At 57.3% G+C, this 17,176-nt stretch carries 10 protein-coding genes; 3 read left to right on the top strand and 7 right to left on the bottom strand.

Going from position 1 to position 17,176, the window contains the following annotated elements; all coding sequences use genetic code 11:
- Positions 1-62 precede the first annotated feature (62 nt).
- A complete protein-coding gene (locus HNQ64_RS00670) occupies positions 63-1,157 on the top strand; it encodes a DUF3500 domain-containing protein (protein WP_221305297.1) in 1,095 nt (364 codons plus the stop codon).
- Positions 1,158-1,210: 53 nt separating this feature from the next.
- On the opposite strand, the gene panB is transcribed toward HNQ64_RS00670, so the two are convergent.
- Positions 1,211-1,981: a 3-methyl-2-oxobutanoate hydroxymethyltransferase gene (panB, locus tag HNQ64_RS00665; RefSeq protein WP_184204359.1), complete on the bottom strand. Its 771-nt coding sequence runs from the start codon at positions 1,979-1,981 to the stop codon at positions 1,211-1,213.
- A gap of 124 nt (positions 1,982-2,105) precedes the next feature.
- Between panB and HNQ64_RS00660 the strand changes: the two genes are divergently transcribed.
- Both HNQ64_RS00660 and proS read left to right on the top strand, forming a co-directional pair.
- A complete protein-coding gene (locus tag HNQ64_RS00660; RefSeq protein ID WP_184204358.1) occupies positions 2,106-3,176 on the top strand; it encodes a dipeptidase in 1,071 nt (356 codons plus the stop codon).
- A gap of 78 nt (positions 3,177-3,254) precedes the next feature.
- Positions 3,255-4,769: a proline--tRNA ligase gene (gene proS / locus HNQ64_RS00655; protein ID WP_184204357.1), complete on the top strand. Its 1,515-nt coding sequence runs from the start codon at positions 3,255-3,257 to the stop codon at positions 4,767-4,769.
- 96 nt (positions 4,770-4,865) lie between these two features.
- On the opposite strand, the gene HNQ64_RS00650 is transcribed toward proS, so the two are convergent.
- The 6 genes from HNQ64_RS00650 to HNQ64_RS00620 form a co-directional block, all read right to left on the bottom strand.
- Positions 4,866-5,465 (bottom strand): hypothetical protein, encoded by a 600-nt coding sequence (locus HNQ64_RS00650; protein ID WP_184204356.1) that lies wholly within the window; start codon positions 5,463-5,465, stop codon positions 4,866-4,868.
- 28 nt (positions 5,466-5,493) lie between these two features.
- Positions 5,494-7,218 (bottom strand): DUF1501 domain-containing protein, encoded by a 1,725-nt coding sequence (locus HNQ64_RS00645; RefSeq protein ID WP_184204355.1) that lies wholly within the window; start codon positions 7,216-7,218, stop codon positions 5,494-5,496.
- A gap of 47 nt (positions 7,219-7,265) precedes the next feature.
- On the bottom strand, positions 7,266-12,101 hold the full coding sequence (locus HNQ64_RS00640; protein WP_221305296.1) for a DUF1800 family protein: 4,836 nt from the start codon (positions 12,099-12,101) through the stop codon (positions 7,266-7,268).
- A gap of 228 nt (positions 12,102-12,329) precedes the next feature.
- Entirely contained in the window at positions 12,330-13,850 is a 1,521-nt protein-coding gene (locus HNQ64_RS23840; RefSeq protein ID WP_246430903.1) for an SGNH/GDSL hydrolase family protein, read from the bottom strand.
- Positions 13,851-14,175: 325 nt separating this feature from the next.
- Positions 14,176-15,849, bottom strand: coding sequence for a 30S ribosomal protein S1 (gene rpsA / locus HNQ64_RS00625; RefSeq protein ID WP_184204353.1), 1,674 nt, complete (start codon positions 15,847-15,849; stop codon positions 14,176-14,178).
- Between the two features lie 293 nt (positions 15,850-16,142).
- The gene (locus tag HNQ64_RS00620) at positions 16,143-17,126 is read right to left on the bottom strand and encodes a GDSL-type esterase/lipase family protein (RefSeq protein ID WP_184204352.1); all 984 of its coding nucleotides are present in this window, start codon (positions 17,124-17,126) and stop codon (positions 16,143-16,145) included.
- Positions 17,127-17,176 lie beyond the last annotated feature (50 nt).

Here is a 17,176-nt window from a genome sequence, read left to right as displayed (position 1 = left end):
GTGTCAATCATCGCGGGTGTTTGCCCTCGAATTCTTTTGGAATAAGATGCGTTCCGCATGGGATGAGTGACAAAGTCGGCTTGTCTGATGCGTTCGTGTCTGTCATTCCTCACTCTCCTATGCTGCGTTTATCCCTAGCCTCGCTCGCCTGTGCCGTTCTCTTTTCTCTTTCCTCAGGGCGGGCCCATGAGGCAGGTGCCCAGATGGCGGAGGTGGCGGATGTGTTTCTGCTGTCTTTGAATGAGGAGCAGAAAGCTAAGGCGACCTTCAAATTTGAGGATGAAGAGCGGATCAACTGGCACTTCATCCCGCGTGAGCGCAAGGGGCTGCCCATGAAGGAGATGACCCCGCAGCAGCGCCTGCTGGCCCATGCTTTGATGAATACGGGGCTGGGATTCCGTGGTGCGGCGAAGGCGGTGACTATCATGTCCCTGGAGGAAGTGCTCTTTCAAATGGAAGGGGCAGAGGAATCTAAGCGCGCGGCGGCCCGTGAGAAGCGTGACCCGGAAAAGTACTTCGTCAGCATTTTCGGCACGCCTGACCCGAAAGGGACCTGGGGCTGGCGTATTGAGGGGCACCACATGTCCCTGAATTTCACGATCAAGGATGGCCAGCTCCTGCGCGCCACGCCTTCCTTCATGGGGACAAATCCCGGCGAACTGCGTCAGGGGCCCCTGACAGGCCTGCGCGTTCTGGGTAAAGAAGAAGACCTGGGCCGCGAGCTGGTGAAGTCTCTGGATGAGGCGCAGTTCAAAACCGCGCTTTTTGATGCCGTGGCCCCCAAAGAAATGCTGACCGAGGCTGCCAAGAAGGTGGACCCCCTGAAGCCTGAAGGCCTGGCCGATACGGCCCTGAATGCAACACAGAAGGCGAAGCTGCGCGAGATCATTGATGAATACCTGACCCGCCTGCGCCCTGAGATCGCGGCAGAAACCTGGGCTGAAATTGAAAAGAATGGCCCAGTTTATTTCGCCTGGGCAGGCGGCAAGGAACGCGGCGAGCCGCACTACTACCGTGTGCAGGGCAAGACCTTCCTGATCGAGTATGACAATGTGCAGGGCAATGCCAACCACCCTCATAGTGTGCTGCGCAGCTTTGACGGCGACTTTGGCCGCGACCTACTGGCGGAGCACTATAAGGAAGCTCACGGGAAGTGAGGTGGTCCTGTGTTCGGCACCCGGTGTTCAGTTTTCAGTGACTGAGCACTGGATTAAAGGGCTGGCTTTGCTGTGACATCGGTCATCCACTCCTTCACGGCGCGCTGGATTTCGCTGGCGACGTCGGCGCGGGCTTTGGCGAAGGGGGGGCGGAACCAGGGGAAGCTGCCGATGAGGTCGGGGGTGACGAGGACTTGCGCGTCCGTGTCTGGGCCCGCGCCAATGCCAATGGTGGTGGCTTTGACCTGACGGGTGATTTCAGCAGCCACTTCAGCGACGACGCTTTCCAGCACCATGGCGCAGGCACCGGCGGCATCGAGGGCGAGGGCATCGGCGATGAGTTGTTCGGCCTGTGCAGGGGTTTTACCCTTTTTCTTGTACCCACCTTCGATGACGACGCTCTGCGGCAGCATGCCGATGTGGCCGACGAAGGGGATGCCAGCCTCGACGATGGCACGCACCTGGGGGATGAAGGCGACACCGCCTTCCAGCTTCACGGCATCGGCCCCGGCCTCCATGAGCAGGCGGGCGCTGGCCAGGGCTTGTTCAGGGGTATCGTAGGTGTGAAAAGGCAGATCGGAGATGACTGGCACGCGTTTGACGCCCCGGCGCACGGCGGCGGTGTGGTGGCGCATCATGTCCAGGGTGACTCCGGTGGTATCTGGCAGCCCCAGAACGACCATGCCCAGGGAATCTCCCACCAGCAGGAGGTCCACGCCGGCTTCATCCAGCAAGCGGGCGGTGGGGTAATCATAAGCGGTGAGGACGGTGACGCGTTCACCGGCTTGTTTTTTCAGGGGGAGATCGGTGAGGGAAGTCAGCATGGTTAGGGGAGGGGAACCATTCGCAGGAGTGGACGTAGGTCAATGCGGGAGCGTTCCGACAATATGGAACGGCATGCTTTCTGCGCGCATAAAGGCACGCCTAGCTCACGTTTATTTCTCTCTCATGCTCACCTTTGACGCTCACCTCGACCTCAGTCTCAATGCCCTGGAATACAATCGTGATCTCCGCCTGCCTGTGCATGAGATTCGCCGTCGGGAAAAGGGGATGACGGACTTGAAGGGGCGGGAGCTGGGGACCACGGCATTTCCTGAAATGCGCCAGACGGAGATGGGCCTATGTGTGGCCACGCAGTTGGCTGGCTGCATGGTGGGGGCGCGGCCGATGGCGAACTGGATGTCGCCTGAACAGGCGTATGCGCAGACGCAGGGGCAACTGGCCTGGTACCGTGCGATGGAAGAGGATGGCCAGATGCGACAGATCACGGATCTGCGCGGACTGGAGGCGATGATTGATCTCTGGACGAATGGGCAGCCGAATGAAAGCAAGCCGATCGGCTACATCCTGAGCCTGGAGGGGGCAGACAGCATCCGCAGCGTGGGGCATCTGGAGCGGCATTGGGAACAGGGGCTGCGGGCCATGGGGCCTGCGCACTATGGGGTGTGCCGTTATGCCCTGGGGCATGATCAAGTGGGCGGGCTGCCCGCAGGTGGCAAGGAACTGATCCAGGAAATGGATCGCCTGGGGATGATCCTGGACGTGACGCATCTTTCGGACGGGTGCTTCTGGCAGGCGCTGGATCTTTTCCAAGGGACGATCTGGGCGAGCCATAGCAACTGCCGTGCGCTGGTGCCGGATGTGCGGCAGTTTAGTGACGACCAGATCAAGGCGCTGATTGACCGAGGGGCCGTGCTGGGGGCGGCGCTGGATGCGTGGATGATGGTGCCGGGCTGGGTGCGCGGGAAAACCACGCCGCAGAGCGCCGGGCTGAAGCTGGAGGTCATCTGTGACCACATTGACCACGTTTGCCAGTTGGCGGGGAATGCGCTGCACTCCGGCATCGGCACGGATTTGGATGGTGGCTATGGCATCGAACAGACGCCGGAGGATCTGGACACGATTGCAGACTTGGTGCGCATCCCAGAGATGCTGGCGAAGCGCGGTTACACGCAGGCGGACATTGAAAACGTGATGTCGGGTAACTTTCTGCGACTGTTGCGTCAGGCGTGGGCGTGAGGACGGGGGAGCTTTGGTGGCTTGCCTGCACGCCCTGATTGACCGTTCGTCGAATGGTCTTACTATGCGCGTCCGATCATGAGCCAAGCCCCCGCTATTTCCCCAACCCGAGAGAAAGATTTTCCTGAGTGGTATCAGCAAGTTGTCCGTGCCGCCGACATGGCGGAAAACTCGGAGGTGCGCGGTTGCATGGTCATCAAGCCGTGGGGCTATGGGCTGTGGGAAAACATCCAGAAGCAGCTCGACGTGAAGTTTAAAGAAACCGGGCACGTGAATGCCTACTTTCCTTTGCTGATTCCGCTGAGCTATCTGGAGAAAGAAGCGCAACACGCCGAAGGTTTTGCCACGGAATGCGCTGTGGTGACGCATCATCGTCTGGAAGCCCAGAAGCAGCCCGACGGAACGACCAAGATGATTCCCACGGGCAAATTGGAAGAGCCTTTTGTCATCCGCCCGACTTCGGAGACCATCATCGGGGCGGCCTTTGCCCGCTGGGTGCAGAGTTACCGTGACCTGCCTTTGCTGATCAATCAGTGGGCCAACGTCATGCGCTGGGAAATGCGTCCGCGCCTGTTTCTGCGCACGGCGGAATTCCTTTGGCAGGAAGGCCACACGGCCCACGAGACTCATGAGGAAGCGATGGAAGAGACCAAACTGATGCACAAGGTGTATGCCGACTTCCTGCGCAATCATCTGGCCATTCCCGTCATCCCTGGGGAGAAGACGGAGAATGAGCGTTTCCCTGGCGCGGTGAATACCTTCACGGTGGAAGCCATGGTGCAGGATAAGAAAGCCATCCAGGCCGGTACTTCACATTACCTGGGGCAGAACTTTGCCAAGGCAGCGAACATCCAGTTCCTGGGCCGTGACAACACACGCCAGTTTGCTCACACCACGAGCTGGGGCATGAGCACTCGCCTCATTGGCACACTGATCATGGCGCATGGCGATGACGATGGTGTCATCATGCCACCCCGTGTGGCTCCATATCAGATTGTCATCCTTCCCGTGACGCCAAAGCCTGATACCCGCCAGGAAGTCATCGATGCCTGTGAGGCGCTGGCAAAGACCCTGCGCACGCAAACCTTTGGCGGCGAGCCGCTGCGTGTGCACGTGGATAAGCGTGACCTGCAAGGCGGCGCGAAGAACTGGGAATGGATCAAAAAAGGCGTGCCGCTGCGTGTCGAAATGGGGCCGCGTGACATCACCAGCCGCAGCGTGGCGGTGTGCCGTCGCGACCAGGGACCAAAGGCGAAGGAGATTGTCGGTAAGGAAGACTTCCTGCGTGACGTGACTGAGAAACTTCAGGAGATCCAGGACGCTCTACTGGCCCGCGCCACGGAGATGCGCGATGCGAACATGAAGAAGATGGAGACGCTGGAAGAGTTTCAGGCGTTCTTTGCAGAGAGTGGCCCAGGTGGCTTTGCTCTCATGCACTGGGCTGGCAGCAATGAGGAGGAAGACAAGATCGCCAAAGAGATGAAAGTCACCATCCGCTGTGTGCCACTGAGCGATGAGTTTGCTGAAGAAGGGAAGTGCTTCCTGACGGGTAAACCGAGCCAGAAGCGCGTGGTCTTTGCCCGCAGTTACTGATTCGTTCGACTTTTCAAAACAAAAGGCCATGTGATGTGAGTCGCATGGCCTTTTTATTTGATCGTGAAGTGACGCAGTGTCCCGAAAAGACCGCACTCAAGGCGCCGCGTCAGAAGGAGTCGCGCCGAAGCCGGCGGGGCTGCCGTTAAGGATGAGGTCGTCGGAGGTGAAGAGGTTCTTGTCAGGGCCGGCGGATCGAATCTCGATCTGGTTGCTTGAATTCGGGTGAAACCAGTAGGCCGTACCCCAGCGGTCAAGAAGCTGCCCATCTCGGATACGAGGGGACTGGCGGGGGAGCCAAATACCTTGAGGGGCCTTTCCTACCAAAGCGAGGGTAATATCACCATTGTCTCCCAGGGCCTCACCTGGACGTGCCCGTTGATTGAGGTTAATGAGCTCTTGCAGGATCTCCATTTCTCGCTCCGGCACCGTCTTTGGCTGGATCATCTCTTGATGGAGGCTGTTGATCACGGGGTCGACGGGCTGGTTTTGCGGCACCGATGCCGGAGTCGCTGGAGGTGGCAATGGGACTACAGGCTGAGGCGTTCTTTTCTCCCTCTCCGCTTTACTTTCACGGACCGCTTGCTGAATCGCCGGATCTGTCAGCACCTTCTGCATCCACCACGTCAGCACGCCAAGAATGACGAACAGCAGGATGAGTACATACGGACCAGGGCGATTGGGGAGGGTTGGCATTGGAAAAGCAAAAGCAATTCAAACACTGTTATTCCATAAAGTCGAGTTTCCCGGCTGGTGTAAACGGATTGATGAATCGCGACAGGTTAGGGAAAACAGTCCCGAGTTGGGAGGTATCCACGCCAAACCAACGCGCTAGTACCGCTGCATATTGATCAACGGAACTGGTGGGTATCCAACGTCCTCGGTTGCCTTGCACATCGATGCCACCATTGACGGTGAGGTTGGGGAAAGTCCCGTAGATTCGTTTGCCCCTTACCGCACCACCCATGACCATCATGTGCCCGCCCCATCCATGGTCGGATCCGCCGGTGGAATCTGTTTTGTTAGGCGTAAAGGTGCGGGTGAAATCAGACGCCGTAAACGAGGTGACATTATTCCAAAGCCCTGCCGCTTGAAGACTGTCGCGGAATCCTTTCATCGCACAGGAAAGTTGCAGCATCAGGCTGTAGTAGCTTTGATCCGTCCTAGCGACACCGTTGGAAACTGGAATCTGGGAGGTGTGGGTATCCCAACCACCGAGCTGTACAAAGAAAATCTGACGTTTGTTGTTCAGCACCGAATTGCCTACGATCAAGCGCGCTACCATGCGCATCTGCTGGGCAAACCCATTGGTGAGTCCATTGATACCACTGCCAGCGAAAGCGTTGTCGAAATGAGTGTCCAGTGTGGTGGTTACTCCATTGGCGGTGAGATTCAATGCTCCGCCGATGAGTCCCTCGGTGACACGCGCATTTTTGGCTACGTTGATGTAGCCTTCATCAAAGAGACTTGCGTGGCTCATTCCCAGTAACTGCTCCAGAGCCGCGAGACGCCAGCCAGGACTGGTGTTCTGGTAGGGTGAGTTGGCTGTGGTGGGAAATTTGAACGGATCATATTCAGCGGTGAACGGCTTCTTGCTGGTAAATGCGGTCTGCAAAGCACTGCCATAAGGAGTGCTCGGAGAACCTCCGGACCAGGTTGCTGAATAGGATGTCACCCCGGATGCGCTCATCACATACGGCTGCTGGGTCGTTCCTACCTGAAAGCTGTTAAAGCCATTGATCGAGACCATCATTGACAGAGCTTCCGGATCCGTATTGTGAATGCCATCTAGGATGTCTGCCACTCGTCCTCCCCATCCATTTTTAAACGGCCGGTCTGGGATGGACGACTGCCATTGGGTTTGCTGATCTGAGTGGGAGAATAGTTGCGGGGGCTTTTGTGAGGCCGGCAAAGAGCTAAAATTCGCCCTCGTCACATTCGGTTGGGTCAGAACTCCGACGTTGGTGATAAAGGCCAGATCTTCCGCATCGAACATCGTTTTGATGTGCATGGCACCAGGATGCACAGCCAGACGGTTGCCGTTGGCGTCAGCTCCCAGATAGCCTACAGAAGGCTCATACTCGGTGACCGCATTGAGCGGATTGATCTGGCTGCCTGCCGTGGTGATGTCTTCCATCGGGATGGCTACACCACCCTTGGTCGGATCAATGTACTGAGGAATGCCTCGCCCGGTTTCGTAGTGCGTTCTGGCGGTTCCTGCAACGGGGATGAGCAGGTTATTGGTATCCATGCCGCCATTGAGGAAAATGCACACAAGGGCTTTGTAGTCATCACCTGCATTTTGGGCGGCGGCTGTCCCCATGAGCTGTAGATGCGCCAGTGTATTGACTGCGCTGGTGATGCCCAATCCTGCACAGCCGGTTTGGACCATGAAGTCACGACGATTGGGTTTGCTGCGGTCCAGCGTTTTGCGGAGGTGAAGATTCATAACTTGAGGGCTGGCAAGAGTGGGCTGAAGCCTGAAAATCGAAGTGCTTACTTCATTGTAAACGCGGCAGGTGAAATGCTGATCAGATAAGCCGCGACACGGCAACGATCCCGAACATCGCCCGCATAGGCAGAAGCATTTCCAGTGCTTCCCCGGCTCGTGTTGTAGGCATAGAGAAGGCTGGCGACGATTGACTTTCGCGGGTTTACTAGGAGGGTGTTATTCAGATCTGCCGTCGTCAGGGCCGTTGGCCACTGGGCCTTCATCTGACCTCCACACCACATCAGATCCAGTTTGTTCACTACCGCCAGTGTAGCTGCCAAATGGGCATTCACATTCGCTGGATCATCTGCCCCCAGTCCCCCATTGGCCGTGAAGGTGGTATTATACAGGGTCATGAGATCCGTATAATCAAAGATCACACGGTCTTTCTGGCTGTTGCTCGTGCTACTGGGGGTGTCCGAGGTGAAATAACCCATCAGCTTTGCATGGTTGGACATCGGCCAGATGTGTCGCTGCGGAGTGATCACCACACTTACGTTCTGGGTCGGCTGGCTGGAAAGCCGGATCGTGTAGCTATCGTTTGAAGCTGTCGAAAAAGCAGCGTTCTCAGAGATGGTCGTATTGCCGCCAGATTCCGCAAGGATGATGCCTCCGGCAGTAGCGCCATCATCATCGTTCACCACAATGGCGGCCGTGGTGGATTGGGTGTAGCCGCCACCGGAAGAGGTCAAAGTCAGATTGAAACTGGCAGTGCCATTGGCGACAGTATCATTCACAGCCTGTACGGTCACGACCTGCGGAATCCACCAGCTAGTATCCCTGTTGAAGGTCAAAGTGGCTGGAGTGCGGGTGACCCTGGCATTTGAGCTGATTGATACCGTGACAATTCCTCCATTGGCGGTTGTCGGCTGGCGATTCAAAGCCACGACAAACTGATCGCTGGCACCGCCTTCGGTGACCATCGTGTTGGCTTCGGTATGGCGCACAGTGACCCCATTGCTACTAGCCTGGTCATTGTCACCTATGAAGGCCGTGAAACTCGGCGCGGAGATACCATTGTAATTCGCATCAGCGCTGTTGACTGCGTGACCGATGAATCCCAGGTGAATCAATTCACCGCTGTAGGTGTCATCAATAGCCGCTGCGGTGACCGTTTGTGGCGTGTTCCAGTTTGCATTGGTGAACGTCAGCTTGGCAGGCGAAAGATTCAGGTGAGCATTACCATTGGCCGTGATCGTCACTGGTGAAGATGGCGCGCTGCCTAGCTTGACGGTGTAAGTGTCCGTGATCGAATTCTCTGCAACAATGGTGATGCCGTCACTCTGTTCGATGATGACGGATCCTGAACTGCCTTCATTGTCATTGATGGTGACATTGATAGGAGGCAGAGCCGGGTTATTGTAACCTGCATCCGTGCTGGTGGCTGTATGTTGCAACGTGGTCGAATGTGCGCCTTCTCGCTGACTGTCATCGACGGCAGCTACGTAAACTGTCTGAGGCGTGCTGTAATTCGATGGAGTGAAGGTGAGTGTTCGGGAGGTAGCAAAGTTGCCTGCGGCTGTGGGAGCTGTCCCTACAGCGACCTTAGCCTGGACAGCTGCGTTCGTGGTCACATGGGGTATATCCGCGATGCCCGTGTCACTTCCTGGCTGAGCCGTCATCCCTGGAAGACTCATCCAAGTGTAAGTCCAAAGCCGATTGATGCGGTTCACCAAATTGGTCTCGGATGCGATCTGTAGTTCTGGAGCGAAAACTCCGGCCTCAGCCATCGGTCCGGGCACAACATAATCGGGCAGGAACCAGTTAAAAACACTCGGTGCCCGCAAAGGCGACTGGCCGAGTGCATTGGTGGAATCATCAAAGCGGAACCGAGTGGCATTGGCCACATAGGCATTCACCTGAGCTAAATCTAGCGGGGTGTTCTTTGGGCTGTCGGTGACACTGAAGGGCAACGAAATATCTTTGAGCGCGGTGACTGGCAGGCCTGTATAGGCTTTCAACCCCCGCATGATTGACATGAAATGAACCAGGGGCTCCTTCATCCGGCCATGAGAGATGGATGTGTCCGCAAGTTCTAGACTGCGGGCTTCATAATCGAGAAGAATGGCTTTCAAGACTTCCCCCAAGTTCCCATTGGAACTGCGATAGATCTGACTGACACGGTAAAGGTAACCAGCGCTCGGATTGGAGGTGGTGAAGCGCTGAATGAGCCAGCGGGAGATATTTACTGGAGTATTTTGATGGCCGCTGTAGGTGCCGGAAGCCGGGTTTCCGGCGAGCAGATTATGAGCAGCAGTCAGTTCCTGTTCAGCTCGGGCATGGCTCTGAGCTGGGGTGAGGGCGTTCAACTGTGCATCTGTGATTCCTGTGAGAACAGTGCCGCCGCTGTAATTGTGCAGAAGGGTCTTAGTGCCAAAGTCATGAAAGGGGCGGTTGCTGGCCGTGATGGTATTGACGCGACCTAGCACCTTCATGGGATAGATCCACGGAGCCTGCCACCAGGAGTCGCCACCTCCTTCAGTGAAACTGGTGTAATCGACTCCCTGAATCTGAATGGTCGGAGACACTTGCGGCGACGATGCGGTAAAATGAAGGCCGTTAAAGCGTTGGATGGAAGCTGTGGCGTGTCTGGCACCATGGCACAGCCCGGTCATCACACGGGCCAGTTCGGCGATGTCTGTGTTATCATAGGTGGGCACAGGGAGGCCATCTTGTCCCAGAACCAAGCTGCCATCGGGATGCCGCAGGACCAGACCGATGCTAAAAAGCTGCATGATCTCACGGGCATAGTTTTCATCTGGAAAGAAATTCACACCGCTGGCCACATATTCGGCGCGGTTTCTCAGATGACTGAGATAGACGCCCATCATCGGGCTGTAAGTCACGTTCTCCAGAATGGTACGGTATTGGCCAAAAGCATTTTCAGCCAGCATGTCCCAATAAGCAGCGGCCCCGTAGTGCTTGCTCTCCACGGTGGTGTCCATTTCAGAGATAACGACAATCTCACTTAGAGCCTGTGCCATGCGTTGACGCACCTGAGCCTTTGCTTGCATCGCCAGAGTCCATTGCTCACGGCGGCGATTGTTGTGAAAGGGATGGTTGTTGTTGTAGGTGCCGTTGGCGGTGGTCGAAATGGTCGGTGTGCCATATGTGCTGTCATAACTGACTGTGTAGGATTCACCGGCAAACTGAGGATCGTTGCCTGACCAGAGAGGCTTGTTCCCACGCAGAACAAACTCTTCGTTATCCGCAGCATACACCAATTGCAGCAAGCTTGCAGATGGTGTGATGGACGGATTCATCTGATCGTTCAGCCAGGAGCGATAGCCATCCAGATAGGTGCCACCATTGGCAATTGCCGTGTTGACCTTGGCCAGGACTTCCTGATACAGGGCGTCCGTTCCGCCATAGGTGCACTGGTCTAGGAAACGCCAAATATCACGTTCCAGGGCCTCTCCCGTGGGATTCATCCAGTTCTGGCTACCTGGCTGCGGACTGTCGTGAAGATTGGGATTGTAAGCAAAAGAGGTCGATCCAGTAGTCTTATTGAAATAACCGCGGATTTCGCCGGTGGGGTTATCCGCTGTGGTGATGCTGATGTAGAGTTGCCCTGCATGGAGGGCGGTGAGCATGGCTTGGTCCGTGAACTTCGTCTGGGCGGCGCGGATTTGCCACTGCTTGCCCGTGACCTGGCCGAGGCCGATGTTGATGATCTCTAGGTCGCTGTCCACGCGCAGGTAGGCGGTGTTTTGGGGGGAGGTCAGGTTGCTGAAGGTGAGGTTGATCTGGGCCTCGTCATTGTCTCCCTGGACCAAGGCGGTGGCGATGCCTGTGGCGGTGGTGCTGACGCCTGCTTCTTTGCCAAGGTAAGCCACGAAGAGAGTGCGGTTGTCCTCATTGGTCGGGTCTGCATCGCGGATGAGGGCCGTGCCATTGAGAGGCGGTGTGGTGGGGCCGGAGCCGGGGCGGATGATGTTCAGCGTCAGGAGTTCTGGGACCTCGGGGGCATTGTCCAAGACGGGATGGACGATGATATCCATCTGGCTGACCCCTGCGGGGAGGGTGAGGCTGCCGGTCGCGGTTCCGGTGATCTGGCCGGAGGGCTGATCCACCGTGAGGGTAAAGTCACCTGGGCTGGCGCTGCCACGGGCAGGCGTAGGATTGCCACTGCTGGCATACGCAAGGGTGAGTCGCATGGCGCTTTTATCCGCTGGGCGGTTAAGGCGAATGCGGGAGGTGAGACCTTCTTTCTCCTGGACACCGGTGGCGCTGGGGACCGTGGTGGTGGTGAGGGAAAAGAGGCTGGCAAGCACATCGGCATCGGAAGCGGTGCCGCCAGAGGCATTGCCCGGACTGGTGCCGAGAGCGGGATCTGTGCCCGTTTGGGCCTCTGCCCAGTCATTGATGCCGTCATCATCCGTGTCCTGGTCCGTCGTTTCCACCCGGTAAAATTTGCGCTGTGTTTCGCTGCCCTTTGGCGTGGTGAACTGGAGCGCTGAACCTGTGCCGATGAGGGCTGTGCCCTCGATCACCCAAGTGGGGCCGTGAGGGGCATCACTGCTAAGAAGTTGGTAGCGTTTGCCCTTGGCAGAAGGCAGCTCCAGCAACACCTCATTCCCGACCAAATCCGCCTGAGCGATACGCAGGGAATCGGCGGGGTTTCGGGGATCAGTCCCTGCGATGCTTTCTTCGATATTGCTGCTGCCATCTCCATCCGAGTCCTCGGCTGAGGGGAGGCTCCAGGCATTGTAAAGCTGCTGCCAGACATCGCAGATACCGTCTCCATTGTAGTCCGTCGCTGCGTGCAGCGGTGAGGACAGAGGGAGCATTTGAGCGAGCACCAAAGCCTTCAAAGTTATCCAAAGGGGAGCACGACGCATGATTCAGGGAGAAAGGGTTGATGTGAGGTGAATCCGCGTAAGAGCCACCCAGAACTCCCTGTTTTAACAAAAAGTGAGGAATGACGTCAATCCCCATTTTTGTTAGGCTGTGGGTAGGCTAACTCCTCATTTTCAACTCCTTGGGGAATTTTTGAAGATCCCCTTAAGTGGACTAGAAAGAAGTCTTGATGGACTTGCTTCCCTAACCGATGTGCATCCCGTGATGGCTTAATTTGGCAGCACTGGCTTCAAGGCCTCGGCCCAGACTGCGTAACCTTTCTGGTTGGGATGCAGCGCATCTGGCATGATGTCTTTGGAGATGGAGCCATCTGGCTCCAGCCATTTGGCGGTGATATCGAGGAAGGTGACGCCGGGTTTTTGGCCTAGAGGAGCGAGGCGCTGATTGATGTTTGCCAAAATGGCGCGTTTCGGGTCGGCAGCGGTTTTGCCGCGAGGAAAGATGGCCATGAGGATGACCTGGGCACCGGGGCACTTGGCCTGGGCTTTTTCGATGATGAGGCCGATGGCTTCGGCGATTTCGGCCGGGGTGTTGTCGCGGGCGTTCACGGTCTTGGCCAAATTATTGGTACCGATGTGGATGACGATGGCCTTGGGCTTGAGGCCGTCGAGTTCGCCTAACTGGATGCGCTTCAAGACGTTTTGAGTGCGGTCCCAGCCGAAGCCGAGATTGAGCACACGGCGGCTGCCGAAGAGGGACTGCCAAGTTTCGGTCCCCCGGTTGCCCATTTTAGCTCCATCCGGCAGGCCACCCCAGAAATGGGTGATGGAGTCGCCAATGAGGACGATTTCAGGGTTGACGGTGTCTTTGATCTTGAGGATTTCCGCGTGGCGCTCCTCCCAACCGTAGCCGTCTTTTTCCAGCTTGCTCATGGGCAGGATGGCGGTGTTGACGGAGGTGAGGGTGGGAATGATTTTGGCGATGGCTGCGGCTACTTGTTCGGCCAGACGGTCATAACCGGGGCCGCTGAAATGGACGTCTTTGGGATTTTGGAATTTGGCGAGGTCGGGCTCGATCCAGGCGTAGAGATCGTTGATGGCGATGCCGTGTTTTTGCATCACGCGGGCGGCGACTTCGTTGCGGGCGATGAGGTCGGCATTCGTGGCGTCCTTCATGCCGCCTTCAGCGACGGGGGTGGTGCTGGCCCAGAGGACTTTGGCTCCGGTGGCCTTGAGCTGGGTGGCGAGGCTGTCCAAACGCTGTTCGTAATCCGCTAGCGGGGTTTTGCGATCATGGATGCCGAAATTGAAATGGATGATGTCCCACTTGCCTGTGCCGAGCCAGACGGGGAGCTTTTTCAAGCCATTGGCGGTGGGGCCGCAGTTTTCCGGAGCACGGTGGAGATTGGCCACACCAGCCAGGGCCTTGCGGGTGGCCAGGGTGTAGCCCCGGGAGATGGAATCGCCGATGAGTAGCACGCGCGGCAGCTTGGGATCGTCCTTCACGTAATCCCAGGCGGTGACTTTGCCGGCCAGCTTTTCAGCCTGGTAAATGGGCAGGTAAAAGCCCATGCCGAGGTTTTGCTCCAGAACGGTTTCCCAGGCCTGTTGTTCGGGGGAGAGCGTGGCCTTCCACGCAGCGAACTTCTCAGCGGTGATCTTTTGGTCGGCGGCCTTTTTCTCGGCTGCGGCTTTTTGTGCGGCTGCCTCCGTGGCATTGGTGGGCTCCGCTGCGTGGGCGCTGAGCGTTAGAAGGAAGAGAGCGGGGATGAGGCGAAAGAGAGGACGCATTGGGAAGCAGAATTTACGGAAGATGGGCAGTGGGTCTTGCCCGTGTGTTTTTACAAGGGTGGTGTGGAGCCTTGTTTGAGCCAGGGGGAAAGAGATGCCTCGCCCTTACAGGGCTTTTGATTCCATAGGAGTATTGTTCGTATTTACCCAGGGCGTTGCCCTGGGCTTTGTTGTGCCGCCCCTTTGGGGCTGGGAGCGGTGGGCTTGTCGTACAAGGTAATGGAGCGACACTTCGCGAGCAGCGGGGTTGGTTTGCAGATACAAAAAAAGAGGGACGTCTTGTGACGTCCCTCCGTGATTTTTTTGAGGCTGTTGCCGGGGGCGATTACTGCCCTGGGCGCCAGTCTTCGGTGGCGAACTTGAAGGCCTGCTCGAGACCGACGAGGTCGGTGCTTGGGCGGAGGGCTTCGAAAGCCTGGCTTTCCTTCTGGATTTCGGCTTCGCTGTAGTTCATGGCCTTGATGGAGAGGCCGACGCGGCGCTCCACTTTGTCCACCTTGATGACGCGAGCTTCGACTTCGTCGCCGACGTTGATGACGTCCTTGACCTTGGCCACATGATCTTCGCTGAGCTGGGAGATGTGAACCAGACCGTCGATGTCGCCTTCGAGTTCCACGAAAGCGCCGAAGGAGGCGATCTTGGCGACCTTGCCCTTGACGACGTCGCCGACTTTGAAGCGGCCGTCGATTTCGGACCATGGGTCGGTCTCAAGCTGCTTCATGCCGAGGCTGATGCGTTGGTTGGCCTTGTCGATACCGAGCACGGTGGCTTCCACTTCCTGGCCCTTCTTGAGCATTTCGGAAGGATGGTTGACCTTGCGTGTCCAGGAGAGATCGGACACGTGGATCATGCCGTCGATGCCTTCTTCCAGTTCCACGAACGCACCGTAAGCGGTGAGGTTGCGGACCGGACGGGTCATCGTGGTGCCAATTGGGTAACGAACGTCGATATCGTCCCAAGGATTGGTTTCGAGCTGACGGACGCCAAGGCTGATCTTGCGCTCTTCCTTGTTGATGCCAAGGACGCGAGCTTCGATTTCCTGACCGACCTGAAGGACGTCGGAAGGACGAGCGATGCGCTTGGTCCAGGAGAGTTCGGAGACGTGAACAAGGCCTTCGACGCCTTCTTCCACTTCGCAGAAGGCCCCGTAAGCGACGAGCTTGGTGACCTTGCCGCGAACGGTCTGGCCAACAGGGTAACGGGCTTCGATGTTTTCCCAAGGATTGTTCTGGAGCTGCTTGAGGCCCAGGGAGACGCGCTCTTTTTCGCGGTTCACTTCCAGGATGACGACGTCCAGGCGCTGACCGATGCCCACCATTTCGGTAGGATGGTTCAGGCGGCCCCACGACATATCTGTGATGTGGAGGAGACCGTCCATGCCATTGAGGTCCACAAACACACCGAAGTCGGTGATGTTCTTGACCACGCCGACGACTTTGTCGCCAGGGTTGACGGAATCGAGGAACTTCTGACGCTGTTCGGCGCGCTCGGCTTCGATAACTTCGCGGCGAGAAAGGACGATGTTTTTGCGGTCGTCGTTGATCTTGACGATCTTGAATTCGAACACCTTGCCGACGTACTCGTTGAGATCCTTCGGCGGGATGATGTCGATCTGGCTGCCTGGGAGAAAGGCTTCGACGCCGACGTTGACCATGAGGCCACCTTTGACGACGGATTTGACCTTGCCTTTGACGAGTCCGCCATCGCGGAACACGGAGGCGATTTTTTCCCAGTTCTGTTTGTAGGCGGCCTTTTCCTTCGAGAGGACGACCATGCCTTCATCGTTTTCGAGACGTTCGAGGAGGACTTCGACTTCGTCGCCGACCTGGATGTCTTCATCTTCAAACTCGTTGGCGGGGATGGCGCCTTCGGATTTGTAACCGATGTCCACGAGGACGATCTGCGGTTTGATTTCGAGGATCCGGCCTTTAACGATGGATCCTTCGGAGAGTTCACGGAAGGATCCTGCGATCATCTCCGCGAGAGTAGCTGCGCTCATGTATGTTTTTCGGGTTAGGAGTGTTCTGTTGATAACCGAACACGGCCTCCCACTCCTGAGGGCTGCGTCGGGCTGATGTCCCGCGCGGCCAGAGGGCCACCGGACAAAAGGGCCGCCATAATCGGGGGAGATCGGGGAATCGCAAGGGGAAAGACGGGCCTAATATGCGACAAGAGCTGAATTCCCGCCCTTCTGGGCTCTCCATGCGTGCAGGCTCGTTTTGCCTCCAGTGGTGGCTAATGTGCTGGCATCTCACCTTCCTCGGCTTGGCTGGAATGCCAAGCAGGGGCTGATTACAGCGTTTTTTTGCTGGAGAGGAGCCCGGCTTTGAGTTCCTGGATCTTGGCGTCGGCCTGGTCGATCAGGGGGTCAAACATGGGGATTTCTTTGGCGTTCTGGCCCTGCTCGTGTTTGCGGAAGCCGAAGAGGTAGGTCTCGTTCTGGGGGCGCCAGCGGTTGAAGAAGAGTTCGTCTTTTTTCAGGACTTCTTTCTGGATGCTGGCGAGTTCAGCTTCGGAGATCTGCGGTGGGGTAAGGCCGAGACCTTGGACAAGCTTGGTGCTGAGCTTCTGATAGCCTTCGCGGGTGTAGTGGACGCCGTTTTCGGTAAGGGGCTTGGCGGTCTGACCAGATTTGGGCATGCCGCCCATGAGCTCGAACCAGTCCACAAAATAGGTGTTTTGGGAGCCGGCGAACTTGCGCAGGGCATCACGGAAGCTGGACAGGTTTTTGTTGGCATCCGTCAGGTCAGGCATCGGTGGCGGCAGATTTTCCAGAGGCGGTGGTGTGGCGATGATGATGCGGACGCCTGGAGCCTGCTTGCGGATGAGGGCGAGGAGATTGCGGTAGCCTGTGAGGAAACGGGGGAGGTCACTAAGGCCTTCGAAGGCCATTTCAGAGCCGTAACAAAGCAGGACGACGGTGGGCTTCAGCAGTTCCAGGTGCTTGGCCATGCGTTCGAGCCCCTCTTCTGGGGGGCCGAAGTAGGAGCGGGCGTGGCCGTAAACAGTATCCCCACTCCAGGCGAGATTGCGGATCGTCACCTTGGTTTCGCCAAGGGCCAGGGCGAGGCGTGGCTCAAGGGTCGCATAGCGTTGCTCGCGCTCAATGACGGTGTTGCCGATGAGGACGAGGCGGTCGCCATCCTTAAATTCAAAGGCAGCTTTCTCCGCCGTGGCAGCAGCAGGGGCAGCCGGAGGTGGGGTGTCCTGAGCGAGGAGGTGCGTCCCGCTGCAAAGGCAGGCCAGGGCGGCGGTGAGGGTGGCGGTCCGAATCATGCGATGCGTATTTGAGATGATGCGGTGCGAGATGTCCAGAGGTGAATCAT

It is taken from the genome of Prosthecobacter dejongeii, assembly GCF_014203045.1.
GTDB classification, from domain to species: Bacteria; Verrucomicrobiota; Verrucomicrobiia; order Verrucomicrobiales; family Verrucomicrobiaceae; genus Prosthecobacter; species Prosthecobacter dejongeii.
Note: the sequence above shows the minus strand (reverse complement) of the source record. Positions and strands in the feature narration are given on the sequence as shown.

Excerpts from the sequence above, each read along its gene's own strand:
- HNQ64_RS00660 (WP_184204358.1), top strand. The coding sequence starts at position 2,106 with ATGCTCACCTTTGACGCTCACCTCGACCTCAGTCTCAATGCCCTGGAA.
- HNQ64_RS00650 (WP_184204356.1), bottom strand. The coding sequence starts at position 5,465 with ATGCCAACCCTCCCCAATCGCCCTGGTCCGTATGTACTCATCCTGCTG.
- proS (WP_184204357.1), top strand. The coding sequence starts at position 3,255 with ATGAGCCAAGCCCCCGCTATTTCCCCAACCCGAGAGAAAGATTTTCCT.
- HNQ64_RS23840 (WP_246430903.1), bottom strand. The coding sequence starts at position 13,850 with ATGCGTCCTCTCTTTCGCCTCATCCCCGCTCTCTTCCTTCTAACGCTC.
- HNQ64_RS00670 (WP_221305297.1), top strand. The coding sequence starts at position 63 with ATGAGTGACAAAGTCGGCTTGTCTGATGCGTTCGTGTCTGTCATTCCT.
- rpsA (WP_184204353.1), bottom strand. The coding sequence starts at position 15,849 with ATGAGCGCAGCTACTCTCGCGGAGATGATCGCAGGATCCTTCCGTGAA.
- HNQ64_RS00645 (WP_184204355.1), bottom strand. The coding sequence starts at position 7,218 with ATGAATCTTCACCTCCGCAAAACGCTGGACCGCAGCAAACCCAATCGT.
- HNQ64_RS00640 (WP_221305296.1), bottom strand. The coding sequence starts at position 12,101 with ATGCGTCGTGCTCCCCTTTGGATAACTTTGAAGGCTTTGGTGCTCGCT.
- HNQ64_RS00620 (WP_184204352.1), bottom strand. The coding sequence starts at position 17,126 with ATGATTCGGACCGCCACCCTCACCGCCGCCCTGGCCTGCCTTTGCAGC.
- panB (WP_184204359.1), bottom strand. The coding sequence starts at position 1,981 with ATGCTGACTTCCCTCACCGATCTCCCCCTGAAAAAACAAGCCGGTGAA.